This is a genomic window from Saccharothrix sp. CCNWYY140 (assembly GCF_037401995.1).
Lineage (GTDB): Bacteria > Actinomycetota > Actinomycetes > Mycobacteriales > Pseudonocardiaceae > Actinosynnema.
Window position 1 is genome coordinate 23355 of record NZ_JBBEGC010000019.1, and the last position, 20189, is coordinate 43543.

The following is a 20189-nucleotide window of genomic DNA, read 5'->3' on the forward strand; positions in this document are numbered from 1 at the left end:
ACGGGGTCATCCCCCGTTCCCCCCGCCCCCCGAGGAGGCCGCATGTCCGAGTCGCAGACCGGTCACGAGCTGGTCGACCCCGCCGAGCGCACCACCAGACCCCACGAGTTCCTGTGGATCTGGCACTCCGCCCAGTTCTCCTTCGGTGTCGTGGTGCTCGGGTCGGTGCCGGTGAGCTTCGGCCTGGGCTGGTGGGGCAGCGTGACGTCCGCCCTGGTCGGGCTGCTCATCGGCACCCTGGTGTTCGCCCCGCTGGCCCGGTTCGGCATGCGCACCGGCGCGACCGACGCCGTGTCCAGCGCGGCGCACTTCGGCGTGCGGGGCCGCCTGGTGACCACGCTGATCACGTTGTGCGTTGCGATCGGTTTCTTCGCCATCGCGCTGTGGACGGGTGCGACCGCCGTGGTGGCGGCGTTGCAGCGCCTGGTCGGGTGGGGCGACCTGGTGGTGGTCGTGCTGCCGGTCGCGCTGGCGGTGGTGCTGGTGGCGATCTTCGGCTACCGCGCCCTGCTGACCACCTACAAGACCGTCACGGTGATCGGCGGGCTGGTGCTCGCGGGCCTGGTCGCCGCGCTGCTGCCGGGGTTCGACGCGGGCGTGGCCGGCGAGCCGATCCTGGGCGACTTCTGGCGCACGTGGCTGCTCGGCGTGAGCTTCGGCGTGACCGTGCCGATCACCTACGCCACCCTCCAGGGCGACTACTCCCGCCACCTGCGTCCGGGCACCACCGACCGGCAGGCAGTGTGGTGGAACGGCGTCGGCATGTTCCTCAGCAACGCCATCGCCCTGCTCATCGGCATCATGGCCAGCACGATGATCACCGACCACTCGGTGCCGTGGGTGATCGGGCTGACCGACACCGTGCCGAGCTGGTTCACCGCGTTCGTCATCGTCTTCGGGTTCTTCGGGACGCTGCCGCAGGGCGCGCTGTGCGTCTACGCCGCCGGTGTCACGGCGAACTCGTTGTTCCGCAAGGCCTCCCGCGTCACCTGCACCGTGGTGGTGGCCGTTGTCGGCGTCCTCGTGCTGTACCTGGGCGCCGTGGTTTACGACGCGATCGACTCGATCTCCACGTTCATCCTCTTCCTCCTGCTGCTGATCGCACCCTGGTCGGCGATCATGCTGGTCGGCTTCGCGCTGCGCGGCGGTCGCTACGCCCCGGAAGAGCTGCTGGGTCGGAGCCGCTACTGGTTCGCGGGCGGGTTCGACCCGCGCGCGTTCGCGGCGTTCCTCCCGGCCGTGGCGTTGGGCTTCGCGTTCGCCAACAACTCCGTCTACATCGGACCCCTGGCCGACCTGGCGGGCGGCGTGGACTTGAGCTGCGTCGTGCCGTTCGCCTTCGCCGGGGGCGTGTACTGGCTGCTGTGCAAGGCCGCACCGGTGCGGTCCAGCGGCACTGAACGCTCGGGCGGCACTTCGCCCGCCGAGCAGTTCCCCGAGGCCGAACTGTCCATCGGCAACAGGAGAGGATCATGAGTGAAGAAGCCGGGACTTCCCGGCACAAGCGCAGGACGGTGTTGAAGGCGGGTGGCGCGGCCGTCGCGGGAGCGGTCGCCCAGCCCGCCTTCACCGCCACGGCGGCCCCGACGCAGGCGGAGGCCGCCACCGGCGTTCCGATCACCCTGCGGGTCAACGGGAAGCCGCACGCCCTCACCGTCGAGGCACGCGTCACGCTGCTCGACGCTCTGCGGGAACGGCTGGACCTGACGGGCGCGAAGAAGGGCTGCGACCGGGGCGAGTGCGGCGCGTGCACGGTGCACGTGGACGGCCGCCGGGTCAAGTCCTGCCTCACCCTCGCGGTGATGCAGGAGGGCCGGGAGATCACCACGGTCGAGGGCCTGGCCCGCGACGGCCGGCTGCACCCGGTGCAGGAGGCCTTCATCCGGCACGACGCCTTCCAGTGCGGCGCGTGCACCTCCGGCCAGGTCATGTCGGCCGTGGCGGTGGTCGAGGAGGGGCACACCGGCTCGGTGGACGAGATCCGCGAGTGGATGAGCGGCAACCTGTGCCGCTGCGCCGTGTACCCCAACATCGTGGCCGCCGTGCGCGACGCGGCGAAAGAGAAGCGCCCGTGAAGAACTTCGAGTACGTGCGGGCCAAGGACCCCGCCGACGCGGTCCGGCTGGTCGTCGAGCGCCCGGGTGCGGCGTTCGTCTCGGGCGGGACGGACCTGCTCAACCTGATGCGCGACGGCGCGCAGTCCCACGACCGGCTCGTGGACGTCAACGGCATGGGGCTGGACAAGGTCACCATCGGCGCGCGGAACGTGCGCGTCGGCGGCTGGGCCCGGATGGCCGACGTGGCGGCGCACCGCTTCGTGCGGCAGCGGTTCCCGGTGGTGTCCGAGGCGCTGCTGGCCTCGGCGTCGCCGCAGATCCGCAACATGGCGACCATCGGCGGGAACCTCATGCAGCGCACCCGGTGCGGGTACTTCCGCGACGCCGCGTCGCCGTGCAACAAGCGGGTGCCCGGCAGCGGGTGCTCGGCGTTGGACGGGGAGAACCGGTGGCACGCCGTGTTCGGCGGCAGCGACCACTGCATCGCGGTGAGCCCGGGTGACCTGGGCGTGTCGTTGCTGGCCGTGGACGCCGTGGTGCTGACGTCGGGGCCGCGCGGCGAGCGGCGCATCCCGTTCGGCGACTTGCAGGTGCTGCCGGGGGACACCCCGCACCGGGAGCACGTGCTGGACCACGGTGAGCTGATCATCGGCGTGGAACTGCCGTTCTCGCACTTCGCCGGGAAGTCGAAGTACCTGAAGCTGCGAGACCGGGCGAGCTTCGAGTTCGCCGTGGTGTCCGTGGCGGCGGCGCTGGACCTGCGCGGCCGGCACGTCCGGGACGTGCGGCTGGCGTTCGGCGGCGTGGCGACCAAGGCGTGGCGGTCGTTCGCGGCCGAGGACGCTTTGCGCGGCAAGGAGCTCAACGATTCGACCATCGAGGCGGCGTGTCGTGCCGCGGTATCGGGCGCGGTACCGCGGAAGCACAACGCGTTCAAGGTCGAGTTGTTGCAGCGTGCGGTGAGCCGGGTCCTGCACGACCTCGGGGGTGTGCGATGAACAGCCCCGTCGGGCGTGCCGTCCCCCGGGTCGAGGGGTACGCCAAGGTCACCGGCGGCGCCAAGTACGCCGCGGACACGCATGTGCCCGGTGTGGTGCACGGCTACCTGGCCACCAGCACCATCGCGCGGGGGCGGATCACGTCGTTCGACGTCTCGCGGGCCTTGGCTGCGCCTGGTGTCCTCGCTGTGTTCAGCCACTTGAACATGCCCCGCCTGACCGTGCCGACGGCTCCGTACCCCAAGGGGTTCATGCCGTTGCAGGACACGCGGATCCACCACGACGGCCAGCCGATCGCGTACGTCGTGGCGGAGACGCTGGAGCAGGCGCGCGAGGCCGCGGACCTGGTCGAGGTCGGGTACGAGGTGGAACCGGCGCAGATCGCGCTGGAGGACGCCCCAGGCGAGGACTTCCTGCCCCCTCCGGGTCCCGAGGGTCCGTACGAAGTGATCCTCGGCGACGCGCACGCGGCCCTGGAGCGCGCCGAGGTGAAGGTGGACCACACGTTCACCAGCCCGGTGCACCACCACAACCCGATCGAGACGTCGGCGACGGTGGCGGTGTGGGAGGGCGACAAGCTCACCCTGCACGACTCCACGCAGAGCATCAACCTCACGCAGGGCGTGGTGTCCAAGGCGCTGGGTATGCCGCCGGAGAACATCCGCGTGCTCGCCCCGTACCTGGGCGGCGGTTTCGGGGCGAAGGCGCCGGTGTGGCCGCACACGGTGCTCACGGCGGCCGTCGCGCGGATCGTCGGCAAGCCGGTGAAGCTGGTGCTGACCCGGGCGCAGATGTACACCGCGTCGGGTTACCGGGCGCAGTTCTTCCACCGGGTGGCGCTGGGCGGCACGCGCGAGGGCAAGCTGACCGCGCTGCACAGCTTCAGCAACCAGCAGCTCTCGCGCACCGAGCACCGCATCTTCAACACCAGCGAGACGTCCTGGCTGCTGTACGACATCAAGGACCTGCACGTGCGGCAACACGGCGTGCGCCTGGACATCTCCACCCCGCACTTCATGCGCTCACCGGAAGGGCCGCCGCTGTTCGGCCTGGAGAGCGCCCTGGACGAGCTGGCCTACGAGATCGGCATGGACCCGGTGGAGCTGCGGCTGCGCAACTACACCGACGTCCACCCCGAGACCGGCGGCCCGATCGGCAACGCGAACCTCGCCGAGTGCGCGCGGCGGGCGGCGGAGGCCTTCGGGTGGGCACGGCGCGACCCCCGCCCGTCGTCGATGCGCGACGGCCGGGAGTTCATCGGGTACGGGATGGCCACCGAGGCCCACACGTACCGGTCGCGGCAGGCCAACGCGGTGGTGGAGATCGGCGTGGACGGCCGGGCCGTGGCCCGCAGCGCCACGCACGACATCGGCACCGGCACGTACACGGTGATGACGCAGATGCTGGCGGAGTCGCTGGGGATGCCGATGGGGCGGGTGCACTTCGAACTGGGGGACACCAACTTCCCGGCGGCCGGGTTCTCGGCGGCGTCGGTGACCGTGCCCAGCGTGTCGGTCGCGGTGGACAAGGCGGCCCGCACGGCCCGGGAGCAGGTGGTCGCGCTGGCGGTCGCCGATCCCCGGTCCCCGCTGCACGGCACCCCGGTCGAACGGGTCGTGATCGAGAACGGCTTCCTGTTCGACAACGCCGACCGCGACCGCCGCGACAGCTACGAGGGCGTCATGGGCCGCTACGGCCGCCCGGTGACGGCGACGGGCCGGCACATCAACGCCCCCGGCTACACCACCGGCGTCGTGTTCGTGGAGGTCCGGGTAGACCCGTGGATCGGCCGAGTGCGCGTGACCCGCGCCGTGACCGCCCACGACCTGGGCCGAGTCCTCAACCGCACCACCGCGCGCGGCCAGGTGATCGGCGGCGTGACCTGGGGCATCGGCTACGCGCTGTCCGAACACACGGTGATCGACCGCAGAACGGGCCGCACGGTGAACCCGAACCTGTCGACGTACCTGCTCCCGGTCAACGCGGACACCCCGACCGACATCGAGGCGATCTTCATCGACAAGCCCGACCCGGCCTCACCCAACGGCACGAAGGGCTTCGGCGAAACCCCCATCACGGGCGTACCCGCCGCCATCGCCAACGCGATCCACCACGCAACAGGCCGCCGCATCCGCGACCTACCCATCACACAGGACAAACTGCTCTGACGACGGCGGCGCGGTCACCCTCCTGACCGCGCCGCCAGCCACGCGGACCAGCCGCCCAACCGTCACCGCAAGCTGCACACAGCACAGGTCGGCGAAGCCGGCCTCGGCTTGCCGAGCGGGCAGTCCGCCGAGGGGGACACAACTCAACTTGGGCTTCTTGCTTGTGTCATCCCCGTATGGCCTGCCCGAAGGGCTACCGCATTTTCCGGGGGTTGCAGCCGAAAGTTTTTGCGAGGAACGAGCAAAAAGTTTTAGCGGCAACCCCCGGAAAATGTGGTTGGCTCCGCCAGGCCATACGGGGATGACACAAGCAAGAAGCCCCCGCCCTTGTAGTTGTGTCCATCCTTGGCGGTCTGCCCGCCGGCGAGGCTCTTTTAAGCTCTTCAAGATCTTTACAAGCGAACGCTTCGCTCTCACGCCGAACGCGCTGCGCGCTCTCAAGCGCCTCGCCGGCGGGCTGACCACCGATGGGGGGACGGGCGTCGGTTCCCCCACCGCATGGCCTGGCGGAGCCAACCACAGAGTTCCCGGGGTGCCGCTAAAACTTTTTGCTCGTTCCTCGCAAAAAGTTTCGGCTGCACCCCGGGAAATCTGTGGTAGCCCTTCGGGCAGGCCATACGGTGGGGGAACCGAAGCCCTCGGTTTGTGGTCAGACCACCGCGCGCTGCGCGCGCCAAAGAAAGGCGCGCTGGTGGGCCGAGCGCACTTAGGCGCGTCTGGCCGCCTTCCTCGATCGGGTGACGCACTGCCATCCGGCCGCCCGGCCGTGCCACAGTGGGGGAGCGGACACGGACCTGCCGGGGGGTGCGGGATGTGGCTGTTCAGGCTGCTGGGGCCGGTGCGGTTGGAACGGGACGGGTGGGAGGTCCCGGTTGGCGCGCCGCAGAACAGGGTGGTGCTGGCGACGCTCGCCGCGCACGCCAACGAGGTCGTCACGCTCGACCGCATGGCCGAGGAGCTGTGGGGGCACGCCCCGCCGGCGTCGGCCACACCGCAGCTGCACGCGATCATCTGGCGGCTGCGCCGCGTCCTGGGCCGCGACCGCATCGGGACCGCGCGACCCGGGTACGTGCTGCGGGCGTCGGCAACGGAGCTGGAGCACCAGGCGTTTCGGCACGACGTGGCCTCCGCTCGGGGCATGCTCGCGCGCGGTGACGTGCGGTCCGGTGCGGCGCGGCTGCGGGTCGCGCTGGCGCGGTGGCGGGGGCCGGCGTTGGCCGAGGTGCGGGGCGCGGCGCACCTGGCGTCCGTGCTCGACGAGGACCGCATGGCGGCGTTGGAGGACCGCATCGACGCGGACCTGCTGCTCGGGCGCGGTCCGAGCCTGGTCGGCGAACTCGCCGCCCTGGTCGCCGAGCACCCGCTGCGGGAACGGCCGCGCGGTCAGCTGATGGCGGCGCTGGCCTCGGCGGGCCGGGTGGTCGAGGCGTTGGACGCCTACGCCGCCTTCCGCCACACCCTCGTCGCCGAACTGGGCGTCGAACCGTCCGCGCGCCTGCGCGACCTGCACACCGAGGTCCTGCGCGGCACCGCGGTCGGGCGCCACCACCCGGCCGCGGTGCCCTGGGGTCACGGGCAGGGCCGCAACGAGGTCACGCGCTTGCGGTGATCGGGGATGAGGTCACCCTGGAACCCCGGCTCCACGACGAACATGAGGGTGTTGAAGCCGCCGTGATCGTAGTAGCACCAGTCCCGACCGGTGCGGTTCCACACGCTCTGCGTCCGGTTGTTCATCCCGCGCGGCCCGGACGAGTCGGCCAGGTCCCCGTCCCCGTTGGCGAAGTGCGCGAACGGCCGCCCGCCACCCAGCTCGGCGAAGATGCACGACCGTCCGTCCGGACAGTCGCCCCACGCCTTGACGGACACGGTCGAGTCGTAACGTTGCACGTCCTGCGCGGCGGCGGCCGGTGCGGCCACCACGGCCCCCGCTGCGGCCACGCCGCTCAGGACGGTGAGAAGCTTGCGGATCACTGGTCTTCCCCCTCGTGAAAGTCAGGCATCGATTGCCTGCCAACCACTCTGGGCCGGTGTCCTATGTAGTTTCTAACAGCAACCGTCGACCACCAGGGCGACGAGCAGGCCCAGCGCCGGCGAGACGGTGTCCCGGTGCCACACCAGGTCCAGGCCCACCTCCGGCGGGTCGACGAAGTGGAGCATCGCCGTCCCCGGTGGACGGTGTTCGCCGACCGTCCGGGTGACCACCGCGAACGTCTCCGAGGTCAGCTCGTCGAACCGTCGCCACCCCGGCATGCGCGAATCCTGCACCTCGGCCCCAGGCACCAGCGCGCCGAGGACGGTGGCCCGCCAGGTCGGCAAGTGCCTGGGCGACAACAACACCCGGCTGTCCGCCAAATCCTCCGGCGTCACCTTGTCTACAGTGGACAGACGATGTCCGTTGTCCACCACCACGACCAGCTCCTCGCGTTCCACCGAAACCCGGTCGAACGCCGGATCAGCCGGGATGCTCCGCGACAGAGCAGCATCGAAGCGCCCGGACACCAGACCGTCGGCCAACTCCGTCGACCACGTCTCCGTCGTCTCCACGGTCACCCCGGGGTAGTTCCGCCCCACGACCTCCACCAGGCGCGGCACCGCGTCGAAGGACGCGCTGACCACGTGCCCCAGCCGGACCGTCCCGAACTCACCCCGCCCGGCTGCCCGCGTCACGACGGGCAGCCGGTCCGCCTCGGCCAGGATCCGCCGCGCCGACTCGGTGAAGACCCGACCGGCGTCGGTCAGCCCGGTCGGGCGGCGGGTGAACAGCTCCACCCCCAGGGTGCGTTCCAGGTGGGCGACCTGCCGGCTCAGCGCCGGTTGCGCCACCCGCAGCCGGTCCGCCGCCCGCTGGAACCCGCCCTCGTCGGCGATCGCCACCACGTAGCGCATGAGCCGCAGGTCGATCGACATGCCCGCAGGATATGTCGCCAGACCGCACCGGTATTGGAGGTCGCGACCGCCCGCCGGCGAGACTGGCGCGGACATCCGACGACGAAGGGGAGACATCATGCGCAGGCGCTCCGTGTTGGCGGCAGCGGCGGCGTTGGGGGCGTCCGTGGTCATGCCCGCGACCGCCGCGGCGACGCCGTTCCCGACGCGGTTCCCGTTGCCCGACGGGTTCATGCCGGAGGGCATCGCGATCGGGGCCTGGCCCACGGCCTACTTCGGCTCCCGCGCCGACGGCTCGATCTACGCGGTGGACCTCGCCACCGGCCGGGGCCGCGTCCTGGCCAAGGGGCCGGGCACGCCCTCGCTGGGCATCAAGGTGGACTCGGCCCGCCTGCGCCTGTTCGTGGCCGGCGGAACCGGTGGTGACGTGCGGGTCCTCGACGCCCGCGACGGCCGCACGATCGCGAGCTACCGGCTGTTCGACGGCGAGTCCTTCGTCAACGACCTGGTGATCACCCGGGACGCGGTGTGGCTCACCGACTCCGACGAACCCACCCTCTACCGGCTGCCGCTGGGGCCGTGCGGCGAGCTGCCCGCTCCCCAGGACGTCACCCGCGTGCCGCTGACCGGGGACATGGTGGACATCCCGGACGTCGCCAACGCCAACGGCATCGTCACCACGCCCGACGGGTCCGGGTTCATCATCGGCCAGACGTCCACCGGCAAGCTTTTCCGCGTCGACCACCACGGCGTCACCAAGGAGATCGACCTCGGCGGCGTCCTGCTGACGCGCAACGACGGCCTGCTCCGCGAGGGCCGCGACCTCTACGTGGTGCAGAACCGGGTCAACCTGTTCACGAAGCTGGAGCTCAGCGCGGATGCCTCCAGCGCCAGGGTCGTCACCCAGCGCACCGACCCGCGCTTCGACGTCCCGGCCACGGTCGCCGCCTGGGGCAACCGCTTCTACCTGGTCAACGGCCGGTTCAGCACCACGCCGACGCCGACCACGACCTACGACGCCATCGCGATCGAGAAGTTCTAGAAGAGTGGGGGTGGCGCTCGTCCGCCCGAGCGCCACCCCGCCCGATCAGGTCGCTGTGCGCCGCACGATCAACCTGTGCAGCACGATGAACGCCAGCAGCAGCGCCCCGATCACGATCTTGGTCCACCACGAGTTGAGCGTGCCGTCGAAGCTGATGATGGTCTGGATCGTGCCCAGCACCAGCGCGCCCACCACGGACCCCAGCACGTACCCCGAGCCGCCGGCCAGCAGCGTCCCGCCGATGACGACCGCCGCGATGGCCTCCAACTCCATGCCCACGGCGTGCAGCCCGTACCCGGAAGCGGTGTAGAAGGAGAACACCAGGCCCGCCAGCGACGAGCAGAACCCGCTCACCACGTACACGCCGACCTTGGTGAACCCGACCTTCAACCCCATCAGCCGCGCCGAGGGCTCGCTGCCGCCCAGCGCGTACACGGTCCGCCCGAACCGAGTCAGGTGCAGCACGTACATCGCCGCCACCAGCACCACCACGGCGATGAGCACGTTGTTGGTGATGGACACCCCGCCGCCCAGCGCGATCCGTTCCATGCCCAGCGCCCGGTAGGCCTTGTCCTTGATGCTGATGGACTCGACGCTGATCAGGAAGCACGCCCCGCGCGCCAGGAACATCCCGGCCAGCGTGACGATGAACGGCTGCACGTCGAACTTGTGGATCATCAGGCCCATCAGCAGGCCCAGCACCGATCCGGTCAGCAGCACCAGGACGATCACGAGCGGCACCGGCCACCCGGCCTTCACGCCCGCCGCCGCGATCATCGTGGACAGCGCGAGCACCGATCCGACCGACAGGTCGATGCCGCCGGTCAGGATCACGAACGTCATCCCGACCGCGAGCAGGATCAGGTGCGCGTTGTCGATGAACAGGTTCGCGAACACCTGCCCGGAGGCGAAGTTCTCGAACGACACCGACCCGGCGCCGAACGTCAGCACGAACAGCGCGAACGTGGCGACGACCGGCAGTTGCCGCGACGGCACCCGGGAGATCGACAGGGCGGTCATCGCGCCACCTCCTGCGGGGTCATGGCCACGGCCACGGGCGGGGCGGGTCGCCGTCGTCGGAACAGCGACTGCACCTTGGGGGACTGGAAGAGGATCACGACGATGACCACGACGGCCTTGAACACCAGCGTGACCTCCGGCGCGATGCCGACGGTGTAGACGGTGGTGGTCAGCGTCTGGATCACCAGCGCGCCCAGCAGCGTGCCGGTCAGCGAGTACCGGCCGCCGGCCAGCGACGTGCCGCCGATGACCACCGCCAGGATCGCGTCCATCTCGATCCACAACCCGGCGTTGTTGGCGTCCGCCGCGCTCACGTTCGAGCTGATCATCAGCCCGGCCACGCCCGCGCACAGCGCCGCGAACACGTACACGGTCCAGATGATCGTCCGCGACTGCACGCCCGCGAGCCGGCTGGCCTCCGGGTTCACGCCGACCGACTCGATCAGCAGGCCCAGCGCGGTCTTTCGGGTCGTCACCGCCACCAGGGCCAGCACCGCCACGCTGATCAGGATCGCCAGCGGCAGCAGCACGAACCCGGCGCCGACCGCCCGGTAGGTCTCGTTGTTCACGGTGATGATCTGGCCGTCGGTGATCAGCATCGCGATGCCGCGCCCGGCCGTCATCAGCACCAGGGTCGCCACGATCGGTTGGATCCGCAGGACGGCGACCAGGAACCCGTTCCACAGCCCCAGCACCAGGCACAGGCCCAGCGAGATCGCCATGCCCACCAACGCCGTCGAGGCGCTGCCCGGGTCACCCGACCCGGCGATGTACTCGCAGGTCACGGCGGCGGCGATGGCCACCACCGCGCCCACCGACAGGTCGATGCCCCGGGTCGCGATCACCAGCGTCATGCCCAGGGCGATCAGCAGCGTCGGAGCGCCGTTCTTCAGGATGTCGATCACGCTGCCGTACAGGTGCCCGTCCTGCATGCGCAGCGAGAAGAACGACGGCGTCACCAGGACGTTGAGCACCAACAGCGCCGCCAGCGCGCCCAAGGGCCACCACAGCCGGTTCACGCGGCGGCCCTCCCGCCCGCGATGTGCGCCATGACCTCGTCCACGTCCGTGCCGCGCAGTTCGGCGACCTTGCGCCGGTCCCGCAGCACCACCACGCGGTCGGACACCCGCACGACCTCCTCCAGTTCGGCGGAGATGAACACCACCGCCACCCCCTCGGTCGCCAGTTCGGCGACCAGCTTCTGGATCTGAGCCTTCGCGCCCACGTCGATGCCGCGCGTCGGCTCGTCCAGCACCAGCAGCTTCGGCTTGGTCACCAGCCACCGCGCCAGCAGCACCTTCTGCTGGTTGCCGCCGGAGAGGTTGCGGATCGGCGTGTCCGGGGTCGCGGGCCGGATGTCCAGCATGGACACGTACTTCTCCACCAACTCGTCCTTGGTGCGCCGGGGCAACGGCCGCGTCCAGCCCCGCGAGGCCTGCAACGCCAGCACCAGGTTGTCCCGCACGCTCAGGTCCGCCACCAGGCCCTCGGCCTTGCGGTCCTCCGAGCAGAACCCGATGCCCGCCGAGATCGCCTGGCGCGGACCGCGCAGGTGCAGCGGCTTGCCGTCGAACTCCAGCGTGCCCATGTCGGCCTTGTCCGCGCCGAAGAGCAGTCGCGCCAGCTCGGTGCGACCCGACCCGAGCAGGCCCGCGAGGCCGACGACCTCGCCCGCCCGCACCTCCAGGTCGAACGGCTCGACCGCGCCCTTGCGCCCCAAACCGCTGGCGCGCAACAGCACCGGGCGGTCGTCCACCGGGTGGGTCTGCTTCTCCAACTCCTCCAGCACGCCCAGCTCACGGCCCAGCATCGCCGACACCAGGTCCAACCGGCTGAGCTCGGACGTGCGGTACTCGCCGACCAGCCTGCCGTTGCGCAGCACCGTCATCCGGTCGGAGATCTGGTAGACCTGCTCCAGGAAGTGCGAGACGAACAGGATCGCCACGCCCTCGTCGCGCAGCACGCGCATGATCCGGAACAGCTCCTCGACCTCGCCCGCGTCCAGGCTGGACGTCGGCTCGTCGAGGATGAGCACCTGGCACTCCACCGCGACCGCACGGGCGATGGCCACCAGCTGCTGCACGGCGATCGGGTGGTCGGCCAGCACCGAGGCCGGGTCGATGCTCAAGCCCATGCGCGCCAACAGCTCCGCGGCGCGCTTGCGGGTGGCCCGGCCGTCGATGCGGCCGAACTTGCGGGGTTCGCGGCCGAGCAGGATGTTCTCCGCGACGGTGAGGTTGCCGCAGAGGTTGACCTCCTGGTAGACGGTGCTGATCCCCGCCTCCTGCGCCTGACCGGGTCCGTTGAACGAGACCTCGTCGCCGCGCAACCGGATCAGGCCGGTCGGGCGGTGCACCCCGGTGAGCGCCTTGATGAGGGTGGACTTGCCGGCGCCGTTCTCGCCCATGAGGGCGTGCACCTCGCCGGGGAACAGCCGGAAATCGACGCCTTGCAGCGCCTTGACGCCGGGGAACTCCACCGAGATGCCCCGCATGTCGACGACCGGTTCGGTCATGGATCTGCCTTCGTGGATGCGCGGAAAGCGGTCCCCGCCACGGTGAGGTGACGGGGACCGCCGGGGATCAGTACTGCCGGGTCGGCAGCGCGGCCTTGGCCTGCTCCTGGGTGAACGTCGTCTCCTCGGTCACCACCCGCTTGGGCACTTCCTGGCCCGCCACGACCTTCTTCGCCAGCTCCATCAGCTGCTTGCCCAGCAGCGGGCTGCACTCGACGATGTAGTTGATCTCGCCGCCGGCCAGCGCGGTCATGCCGTCCTTCACCGCGTCCACGGTGATGATCTTGATGTCCTTGCCCGGCACCTTGCCCGCGGCCTTGATGGCCTCGATGGCGCCCAGGCCCATGTCGTCGTTGTGCGCGTACACCACGTCGATCTTGGGCACGGACTTCAGGAACGCCTCCATGACCTGCTTGCCACCGGAGCGGGTGAAGTCACCGGTCTGCGACTCCACGACCTTGATCTCCGGCTTGGCCGCGATGATCTCCGCGAAGCCCTTCTTGCGGTCGTTGGCCGGAGCGGAACCCGTGGTGCCCTGGAGTTCCACCACGTTCACCGGACCGCCGGCGTTCTCCACCAACCACTTGCCCGCCTTGCGGCCCTCCTCGACGAAGTCCGAGCCGAGGAAGGTCTTGTAGAGCGAGTCGTCATCGGAGTCGATGGCGCGGTCGGTGAGGATCACCGGGATGTTCGCGGCCTTGGCCTCCTCCAGCACCGCGTCCCAGCCGGTCTCCACGACCGGGCTGAACGCGATGACGTCCACCTTCTGCTGGATGAACGACCGGATCGCCTTGATCTGGTTCTCCTGCTTCTGCTGGCCGTCGGAGAACTTCAGGTCGATCCCGGCGGCCTTGGCCTCGTCCTGGACCGACTTGGTGTTCGCCGTGCGCCAGCCGCTCTCCGCACCGACCTGGGCGAAGCCCATCGTGATGCCGTCCTTCGCGCCGCCGTCCGTCGACGACGTCCCGCCGTCGCCCGAACCGCACGCGGTCAGCACGCTCAGCAGGACCACGCCTGCGGCTGCCGTGATCTTCTTCAGCACTGTCTTTCCTCCGAGTTCGACCGCGGTGACCGTGGTCACTTGGTGGACAACAGTGAGCGTTCACATCTGTCCAGTCAAGGCCTGGGTTACGACGATTTTGCATCGTTGACACTGTCCGAGGGGCCGACTTATGTTAGCGCTCACTTTTGTGGCGCGGTGCACAACACCCGCCACTTCCGACGACGACGAGGACGTCGGCATGATCCGATCCCTGGCCGCCGTGCTGACCCTGGCCGGCGCCGTGTTGACCGCTCCGCAGGCTTCGGCGGCCGAGGGGCTCGTGCTGCGCTACGCGCTGGACGAGACCTCGGGCACCGTGGTGCACGACTCCTCCGGCCACGGCCGCGACGCGGTCGCGAGCGGAGACGCCACCCCACTGGGCGCCGAAGGCCTCGCGCTCGGCGGCGTGGACGGACACGTGAAGCTACCGGACAACGTCCTGCGTGACTTGGAGTCGGTCACTGTTTCGATCCAGGTGCGCCTGGCGCCCGACCAGTCCACCCCCTACTTCGTGTGGGGCCTGGGCAACACCGGACCCACCGGTGTCGGCGACGGCTACCTGTTCACCACGGGCAACGGCTACCGGACGTCCATCGCCACCGGCAACTGGGCCACCGAGCAGACCGTGTCCGCCGGTCGCGACCTGACTCGGGGCGTGTGGAAGACCCTGACCTACACCCTCGGCGGCACCACGGGCGTGCTCTACGAGGACGGCGTCGAGGTCGCGCGGGGGACCGTCACCACCCGTCCCTCGGCCATCGGCGGCGGCACGACCACGGCCAACTACCTGGGCCGGTCCGTCTACACCGCCGACCGCCGCCTCAAGGGCCAGATTCGCGACTTCCGCCTCTACGACCACGCGCTGAGCGCCGCGGAGGTCAGGGACCTCGGGTTCGTGTCCGACGCCGAGCGCGCCCGTCGGGACGCCGCCCTGCTCGACCTGGGCGACACGTCCGCGGTGACCGCCGACCTCACGCTCCCGTCCACCGGCCCCTACGGCTCGGCCATCACCTGGACCTCCAGCGACCCTTCGGTGGTCACCGGCACGGGTGTCGTCACGCGCCCGGCCGCGGGCAGCCAGCCGAAGACGGTCGAGCTGACCGCGACCGCCACCAAGGGCACCGACACCGCACAGCGTGTCTTCACGGTGACGGTCCGTCCCGAACTGACGGACGACGAGAAGGTGGCCGAAGCGGACTTGGCGCTGACCCTGCACGACACCGAAGGCGTCCGGGGCAACATCACCCTGCCGACCACGGGCCTGCACGGCACCACCGTCACCTGGGACAGCAACAAGCCCGCCGTGATCACCCCGACCGGCGAGGTCAGCAGGCCCGCGTTCGGCGAGAAGGCGGTGAAGGTCCAGCTCACCGCGACCATCCGGTCCGGCCGCGAGACCACCCGCAAGAAGTTCAAGACCACCGTCCTGCCCCTGCCCGAGAAGCAGCCCTACGAGGGGTACCTGTTCGGTTACTTCACCGGCGAGGGCACCGCGACCGGCGAGCAGATCCACTTCGCCGCCAGCCGGGGCGACGACCCGTTGCGCTTCGACGAGCTCAACGCCGGCCAACCCGTGCTGACCTCGACTTTCGGCGACAAGGGCGTGCGCGACCCGTTCATCGTGCGCTCGCCGGAGGGTGACCGGTTCTTCCTCGTCGCCACCGACCTGAAGATCCACGGCAACGGCAACTGGGACGCCTCCCAGCGCACCGGCAGCAAGTACGTCGAGGTGTGGGAGTCCACCGACCTGGTGCACTGGTCGGACCAGCGGCACGTCCGCATCTCGCCCGACACCGCCGGCAACACGTGGGCGCCCGAGGCCTACTACGACGAGAGCATCGGCGCGTACGTGGTCTTCTGGGCCTCCAAGCTGTACGCGGAGGACGACCCGGGCCACACCGGCAACACCTACAACCGCATGCTCTACAGCACCACCCGCGACTTCCGGACCTTCACCGAGCCGCAGGTGTGGGTGGACCCGGGCTACTCGGTGATCGACTCCACGGTCATCAAGGAGGGCGACACCTACTACCGGTTCACCAAGGACGAGCGGAACAACACCTCGTCCACGCCGTGCAGCAAGTTCATCCTGGCCGAGAAGTCGACGCAGCTGCGGAGCACGGACTACGACTTCGTCGCCGACTGCATCGGCAAGGCCACGGCGACCAGCCCCGGCGTCCGGCAGGGCGAGGGACCCACGGTGTTCAAGTCCAACACCGAGGACAAGTGGTACCTGTTCATCGACGAGTTCGGCGGGCGCGGCTACGTGCCGTTCGAGACCACCGACCTCGCCTCGGGCCGGTGGACCATGTCCTCCTCGTTCGAGCTGCCCAGCAGGCCGCGGCACGGCACCGTCCTGCCCGTCACGCGCGCCGAACTCGACCGCGTCCGCGCCGCCTTCCCCTGAGCCCGAGAGGAGCCCTGCCCTCCATGTCCCGATCACGTGCTTTAGCCGTCCTCGTGGCGGTGAGCCTGGCCGCGGCGGTGCCCGGTGCGCAGGCCGCCGCCGAGACCGACTACACGGTCACCGTGGACCCGACCGCCAAGGGCGCGGACATCGCCGACACCATGTACGGCGTCTTCTTCGAGGACATCAACCGCGCCGCGGACGGCGGCCTGTACGCCGAGCTCGTGCAGAACCGGTCGTTCGAGTACGACCCCGTGGACAACGCCTCCTACACCGGCCTCACGTCGTGGGCGCCGCTTTCCGGTGGCTCGATCGAGGTCGTGGACGACGACCAGCGGCTCAACGAGCGCAACCGCCGGTACCTCAAGCTCGGCCTGCCCACCGGGGTCGTGAACTCGGGCTACAACTCGGGTGTCAACGTTGTCGACGGCAAGCGGTACGACTTCTCCGTGTGGGCGCGCGCCGAGCGGCCCGCCACGGTCACCGTGTCGCTGACCGACCCGGCCGGAGGCCCGCTGGCGGACTCGCTCAAGGTCGAGGTCCGGGGTGACACCTGGACCAAGTACACCGGCAGCTTCACCGCCCGGAAGTCCACCATGACCGGCCGGCTCGCGGTCAGCGGCGCGGGCACCGGCACGCTGCGGCTGGACATGGTGTCGCTGTTCCCCCGCGACACCTACAAGAACCGGCCCAACGGCCTGCGCGCGGACCTGGCCGAGAAGGTCGCCGCGCTCAAGCCGGGCTTCCTGCGCTTCCCCGGCGGCTGCCTGGTCAACGTCAACAGCCACTACGGCTACGAGGCGCCCAACTGGGAGCGGCGGCGGTCCTACCAGTGGAAGGACACCGTGGGCCCGGTCGAGCAGCGCGCCACCAACGCCAACTTCTGGGGCTACAACCAGTCCTACGGCCTGGGTTACTACGAGTACTTCCAGTTCGCCGAGGACATCGGCGCGATGCCGCTGCCCGTCGTGCCCGCCCTGGTCACCGGCTGCGGCCAGAACCGCGCCACCGACGACCCGGCGCTGTTGCAGCGGCACATCCAGGACACCCTGGACCTGATCGAGTTCGCCACCGGCCCGGTCACCTCCACGTGGGGCAAGCTGCGCGCGGACATGGGCCACCCTGAACCGTTCAAACTGACCCACCTGGGCGTGGGCAACGAGGAGAACCTGCCCGACCAGTACTTCGCGAACTTCACCAAGTTCCGCGACGCCATCAAGGCCAAGCACCCGCAAATCACGGTCCTGAGCAACTCCGGCCCCGACGACACCGGCGCGGTGTTCGACCGCCTGTGGCAGCTCAACAAGCAGGCCGGGGTCGACATGGTCGACGAGCACTACTACAACACGCCGGACTGGTTCCTCCAGAACAACAACCGGTACGACAGCTACGACCGCAACGGCCCCAAGGTGTTCCTCGGCGAGTACGCCTCGCAGGGCAACAAGCTGTCCAACGCGCTGGCCGAAGCCGCCTACATGACCGGGTTGGAGCGCAACGCGGACGTGGTGAAGCTGGCCTCCTACGCGCCGCTGTTCGCCAACCAGGACTACGTGCAGTGGCAGCCGGACATGATCTGGCTCAACAACCACGCGTCCTGGGGCTCGGCGAACTACGAGGTGCAGAAGCTGTTCATGACCAACGTGGGCGACCACGTGGTGCCCAGCAGGCAGACCTCCACGCCATCGGTCTCCGCGCCGATCACAGGTGGGATCGGCCTGTCCACGTGGGCGACCAGCGCCGCCTACGACGACGTGTCGGTCACCTCGTCCACGGGTGCCCCGCTGTTCTCCGACGACTTCTCCGGGACCGACGCGCAGTGGACCCGGGCGGCCGGGCGCGGGACGTGGGCGGTCAGCGGCGGCCGGTACGTGCAGTCCGACGCGGCGGCGCAGGACACCCTCGTCACGGCCGGTGACGTGAACTGGCACGACTACGACCTCAACGTCAAGGCCACCAAGCTGTCCGGCGCCGAGGGGTTCCTGGTCGCGTTCGGCGTCAAGGACACCGGCAACTTCTACTGGTGGAACCTGGGTGGCTGGAACAACACCCAGTCCGCCGTGGAGAAGGCGGTCGGCGGCGGGAAGTCCACGCTGCTGTCCAACGGGACCCGGATCGAGACCGGTCGGACCTACGACCTGAAGGTGTCCGTGCGCGGGCGGCACGTGGAGCTGCTCCTGGACGGGCAGAAGTGGGGCGAGTTCACCGACGACAAGGTGTCCGAGCCGTTCCGCCAGGTCGTCACCCGCGACACCGCGACCGGCGAGCTGGTGGTGAAGGTGGTCAACGCCCAGGCGTCGGCCGCGCGGGTCAAGCTCGACCTCGGCAGCCGTGTGTCGGTGGCCAACACCGCGAGGGTGACCACGGTGCAGGGCCGTCCCGAGGACGTGAACACCGAGTTCTTCCAGCCGGTCCGGGCGCAGGAGAGCACGTTGCGCGGGGTGAAGACCTCGTTCACGCACACCTTCCCGGCCCACTCGGTGACGTTCATCCGCATCAAGGACAGGAGGCTGTCGTGACCTTCACCCGTCGATCCCTGTTGTGGACCGGGGGAGTGGTGGCCGCCGCCGGCGCGCTGCCCGCCGGGCAAGCCGCGGCCCAGGACGCGTCGGCCGCTCCGGCTCCGACCCTGACCGCGCGGAACCCGTTGGTGGAGAAGCGGGCCGACCCGTTCATCACCCCGCCCACGGACGGCATGTACTACCTGACCGGGTCGGTCCCCGAGTACGACCGGATCGTCGTGCGCGGCGCGTCCACACTGGACGGCCTGGCGACCGCGCGTGAGCGCACGGTGTGGCGGCGGCCCGCGTCCGGCCCGATGGGCGGCTACATCTGGGCGCCGGAGCTGCACCGCATCGACGGCAAGTGGTACATCTACTTCGCCGCCGGCGACTCCGACCAGCCCTTCCGCATCCGCACCTACGTGTTGGAATCTCCGTCCGCGGACCCGCGCGAGGCCACGTGGACCCTGCGCGGCCAGATGGTGACCGGCTGGGACTCCTTCACCCTGGACGCCACCACGTTCACCCATCGGGACAAACGGTACTTCCTGTGGGCGCAGAGCGAACCGGGCATCGCCACCAACAGCAACCTCTACATCGCCGAGATGGCCTCGCCGCTGGCGCTGGGGTCCGCGCCGGTGCGCATCGCCGTGCCGACGCTGGACTGGGAGGTGCAGGGGTTCAAGGTCAACGAGGGTCCGGCGGTGCTGATCCGCAACGGCCGGGTGTTCGTCACCTTCTCCGCCAGCGCCACCGACGCCCGCTACTGCATGGGCCTGCTGACCGCCGACGAGAACGCCAACCTGCTCGACGCCCGGTCGTGGACCAAGTCGCCGCAGCCGGTCTTCACCACCAACCCGGCGACGTCCCAGTACGGGCCGGGGCACAACTCGTTCACCACGACGGGTGGCATGGACGTGCTGGTCTACCACGCTCGGGACTACCGGGACATCACCGGCGACCCGCTGTTCGACCCCAACCGGCACACCCGCGTGCAGCGGCTGTACTGGAACGCCGACGGCACCCCGAGCTTCGGCGTGCCGGTGGGGAAGGGCGAGCTGCCGGTGCGGCTGCACCCGCTCGACGCGCCGCACGCCGTCGTCCGGCACTACGAGTACCGGCTGCGGGTGGACGGCGACGTCCGCGAGGTGGCGGACTCGCAGTTCCGGGTGGTGGCGGGGTTCCTGGGCGCGGGGACGGTGGCGGTGCAGTCGGTGAACTTCCCCGACCGGTACGTGCGGGTGGACGGCACGGACCTGCGCATCGACCCCTACGAGGACACCGACGACTACGGGAGGGCGGCGAGCTTCGTGCTGGAGGAGAACCGGTCCGGGATAGCGCTGCGCCAGGGCGGCGCGTACGTGACCCACGACACCGGACGGCTGGTGATGGCCCCGCTGGGCGGGTCCCGCGAGGCGCGGGACAGAGTCCGGTTCCAGCGTGGCTGAGAGATGTGACGCGCCGTGGACACAACATGCCCCCGCACATGGCGCGCGTGGTGGACAATGGGTCTTGGGTACGCGCGGTGGTAATGAGTGGGTGTTATCGCTAACATC

The 20189-nt window shown here is 70.0% G+C and carries 15 protein-coding genes; 9 read left to right on the forward strand and 6 right to left on the reverse strand.

The window, feature by feature from the left end; genetic code table 11:
* The first annotated feature begins 42 nt into the window (after positions 1 to 42).
* The 5 genes from WBN91_RS12430 to WBN91_RS12450 all read left to right on the forward strand — a co-directional run bounded on the left by WBN91_RS12430 (position 43) and on the right by WBN91_RS12450 (position 6832).
* On the forward strand, positions 43 to 1476 hold the full coding sequence (locus WBN91_RS12430) for a purine-cytosine permease family protein (protein WP_337725556.1): 1434 nt from the start codon (positions 43 to 45) through the stop codon (positions 1474 to 1476).
* A complete protein-coding gene (locus tag WBN91_RS12435; RefSeq protein WP_337725555.1) occupies positions 1473 to 2075 on the forward strand; it encodes a (2Fe-2S)-binding protein in 603 nt (200 codons plus the stop codon). Before WBN91_RS12430 ends, WBN91_RS12435 begins: the two co-directional genes overlap by 4 nt.
* A complete protein-coding gene (locus WBN91_RS12440) occupies positions 2072 to 3055 on the forward strand; it encodes an FAD binding domain-containing protein (RefSeq protein ID WP_337725554.1) in 984 nt (327 codons plus the stop codon). The genes WBN91_RS12435 and WBN91_RS12440 overlap by 4 nt, the downstream gene beginning before the upstream one ends.
* Entirely contained in the window at positions 3052 to 5223 is a 2172-nt protein-coding gene (locus WBN91_RS12445) for a xanthine dehydrogenase family protein molybdopterin-binding subunit (protein ID WP_337725553.1), read from the forward strand. The genes WBN91_RS12440 and WBN91_RS12445 overlap by 4 nt, the downstream gene beginning before the upstream one ends.
* A gap of 811 nt (positions 5224 to 6034) precedes the next feature.
* Positions 6035 to 6832 (forward strand): AfsR/SARP family transcriptional regulator, encoded by a 798-nt coding sequence (locus WBN91_RS12450; RefSeq protein ID WP_337722990.1) that lies wholly within the window; start codon positions 6035 to 6037, stop codon positions 6830 to 6832.
* Here WBN91_RS12450 and WBN91_RS12455 read toward each other — a convergent pair.
* Positions 6793 to 7194 (reverse strand): peptidase inhibitor family I36 protein, encoded by a 402-nt coding sequence (locus WBN91_RS12455; RefSeq protein ID WP_337722991.1) that lies wholly within the window; start codon positions 7192 to 7194, stop codon positions 6793 to 6795. The genes WBN91_RS12450 and WBN91_RS12455 overlap by 40 nt on opposite strands.
* Positions 7195 to 7266: 72 nt before the next feature.
* Positions 7267 to 8130, reverse strand: a complete 864-nt coding sequence (locus WBN91_RS12460; protein ID WP_337722992.1) for a LysR family transcriptional regulator — start codon at positions 8128 to 8130, stop codon at positions 7267 to 7269.
* Between the two features lie 97 nt (positions 8131 to 8227).
* Here WBN91_RS12460 and WBN91_RS12465 point away from each other — a divergent pair, with 97 nt between their 5' ends.
* Positions 8228 to 9151, forward strand: a complete 924-nt coding sequence (locus WBN91_RS12465; RefSeq protein ID WP_337722993.1) for an SMP-30/gluconolactonase/LRE family protein — start codon at positions 8228 to 8230, stop codon at positions 9149 to 9151.
* A gap of 45 nt (positions 9152 to 9196) precedes the next feature.
* On the opposite strand, the gene yjfF is transcribed toward WBN91_RS12465, so the two are convergent.
* The 4 genes from yjfF to WBN91_RS12485 all read right to left on the reverse strand — a co-directional run bounded on the left by yjfF (position 9197) and on the right by WBN91_RS12485 (position 13728).
* Complete coding sequence (gene yjfF / locus WBN91_RS12470; RefSeq protein ID WP_337722994.1) at positions 9197 to 10171, reverse strand: galactofuranose ABC transporter, permease protein YjfF; 975 nt, start codon at positions 10169 to 10171, stop codon at positions 9197 to 9199.
* Positions 10168 to 11190, reverse strand: a complete 1023-nt coding sequence (locus WBN91_RS12475; protein WP_337722995.1) for an ABC transporter permease — start codon at positions 11188 to 11190, stop codon at positions 10168 to 10170. Before WBN91_RS12475 ends, yjfF begins: the two co-directional genes overlap by 4 nt.
* Positions 11187 to 12686, reverse strand: coding sequence for a sugar ABC transporter ATP-binding protein (locus tag WBN91_RS12480; RefSeq protein WP_337722996.1), 1500 nt, complete (start codon positions 12684 to 12686; stop codon positions 11187 to 11189). Before WBN91_RS12480 ends, WBN91_RS12475 begins: the two co-directional genes overlap by 4 nt.
* Positions 12687 to 12753: 67 nt before the next feature.
* Positions 12754 to 13728 (reverse strand): ABC transporter substrate-binding protein, encoded by a 975-nt coding sequence (locus tag WBN91_RS12485; protein WP_337722997.1) that lies wholly within the window; start codon positions 13726 to 13728, stop codon positions 12754 to 12756.
* Positions 13729 to 13927: 199 nt separating this feature from the next.
* Here WBN91_RS12485 and WBN91_RS12490 point away from each other — a divergent pair, with 199 nt between their 5' ends.
* From WBN91_RS12490 to WBN91_RS12500, 3 genes are read left to right on the forward strand one after another with little or no spacing between them, the layout of a single operon-like run.
* Positions 13928 to 16135 carry an immunoglobulin-like domain-containing protein gene (locus WBN91_RS12490; RefSeq protein ID WP_337722998.1) on the forward strand — a complete coding sequence of 736 codons (2208 nt, stop codon included), beginning with the start codon at positions 13928 to 13930 and terminating at the stop codon, positions 16133 to 16135.
* Positions 16136 to 16158: 23 nt separating this feature from the next.
* Entirely contained in the window at positions 16159 to 18651 is a 2493-nt protein-coding gene (locus tag WBN91_RS12495) for an alpha-L-arabinofuranosidase C-terminal domain-containing protein (protein ID WP_337722999.1), read from the forward strand.
* Positions 18648 to 20081 (forward strand): family 43 glycosylhydrolase, encoded by a 1434-nt coding sequence (locus tag WBN91_RS12500; RefSeq protein ID WP_337723000.1) that lies wholly within the window; start codon positions 18648 to 18650, stop codon positions 20079 to 20081. Before WBN91_RS12495 ends, WBN91_RS12500 begins: the two co-directional genes overlap by 4 nt.
* Positions 20082 to 20189: the final 108 nt, after the last annotated feature.

Coding starts and splice junctions, on each gene's coding strand:
- WBN91_RS12430 (WP_337725556.1), top strand. CDS start 43: ATGTCCGAGTCGCAGACCGGTCACGAGCTGGTCGACCCCGCCGAGCGC.
- WBN91_RS12435 (WP_337725555.1), top strand. CDS start 1,473: ATGAGTGAAGAAGCCGGGACTTCCCGGCACAAGCGCAGGACGGTGTTG.
- WBN91_RS12445 (WP_337725553.1), top strand. CDS start 3,052: ATGAACAGCCCCGTCGGGCGTGCCGTCCCCCGGGTCGAGGGGTACGCC.
- WBN91_RS12450 (WP_337722990.1), top strand. CDS start 6,035: ATGTGGCTGTTCAGGCTGCTGGGGCCGGTGCGGTTGGAACGGGACGGG.
- WBN91_RS12460 (WP_337722992.1), bottom strand. CDS start 8,130: ATGTCGATCGACCTGCGGCTCATGCGCTACGTGGTGGCGATCGCCGAC.
- WBN91_RS12465 (WP_337722993.1), top strand. CDS start 8,228: ATGCGCAGGCGCTCCGTGTTGGCGGCAGCGGCGGCGTTGGGGGCGTCC.
- yjfF (WP_337722994.1), bottom strand. CDS start 10,171: ATGACCGCCCTGTCGATCTCCCGGGTGCCGTCGCGGCAACTGCCGGTC.
- WBN91_RS12480 (WP_337722996.1), bottom strand. CDS start 12,686: ATGACCGAACCGGTCGTCGACATGCGGGGCATCTCGGTGGAGTTCCCC.
- WBN91_RS12490 (WP_337722998.1), top strand. CDS start 13,928: ATGATCCGATCCCTGGCCGCCGTGCTGACCCTGGCCGGCGCCGTGTTG.
- WBN91_RS12495 (WP_337722999.1), top strand. CDS start 16,159: ATGTCCCGATCACGTGCTTTAGCCGTCCTCGTGGCGGTGAGCCTGGCC.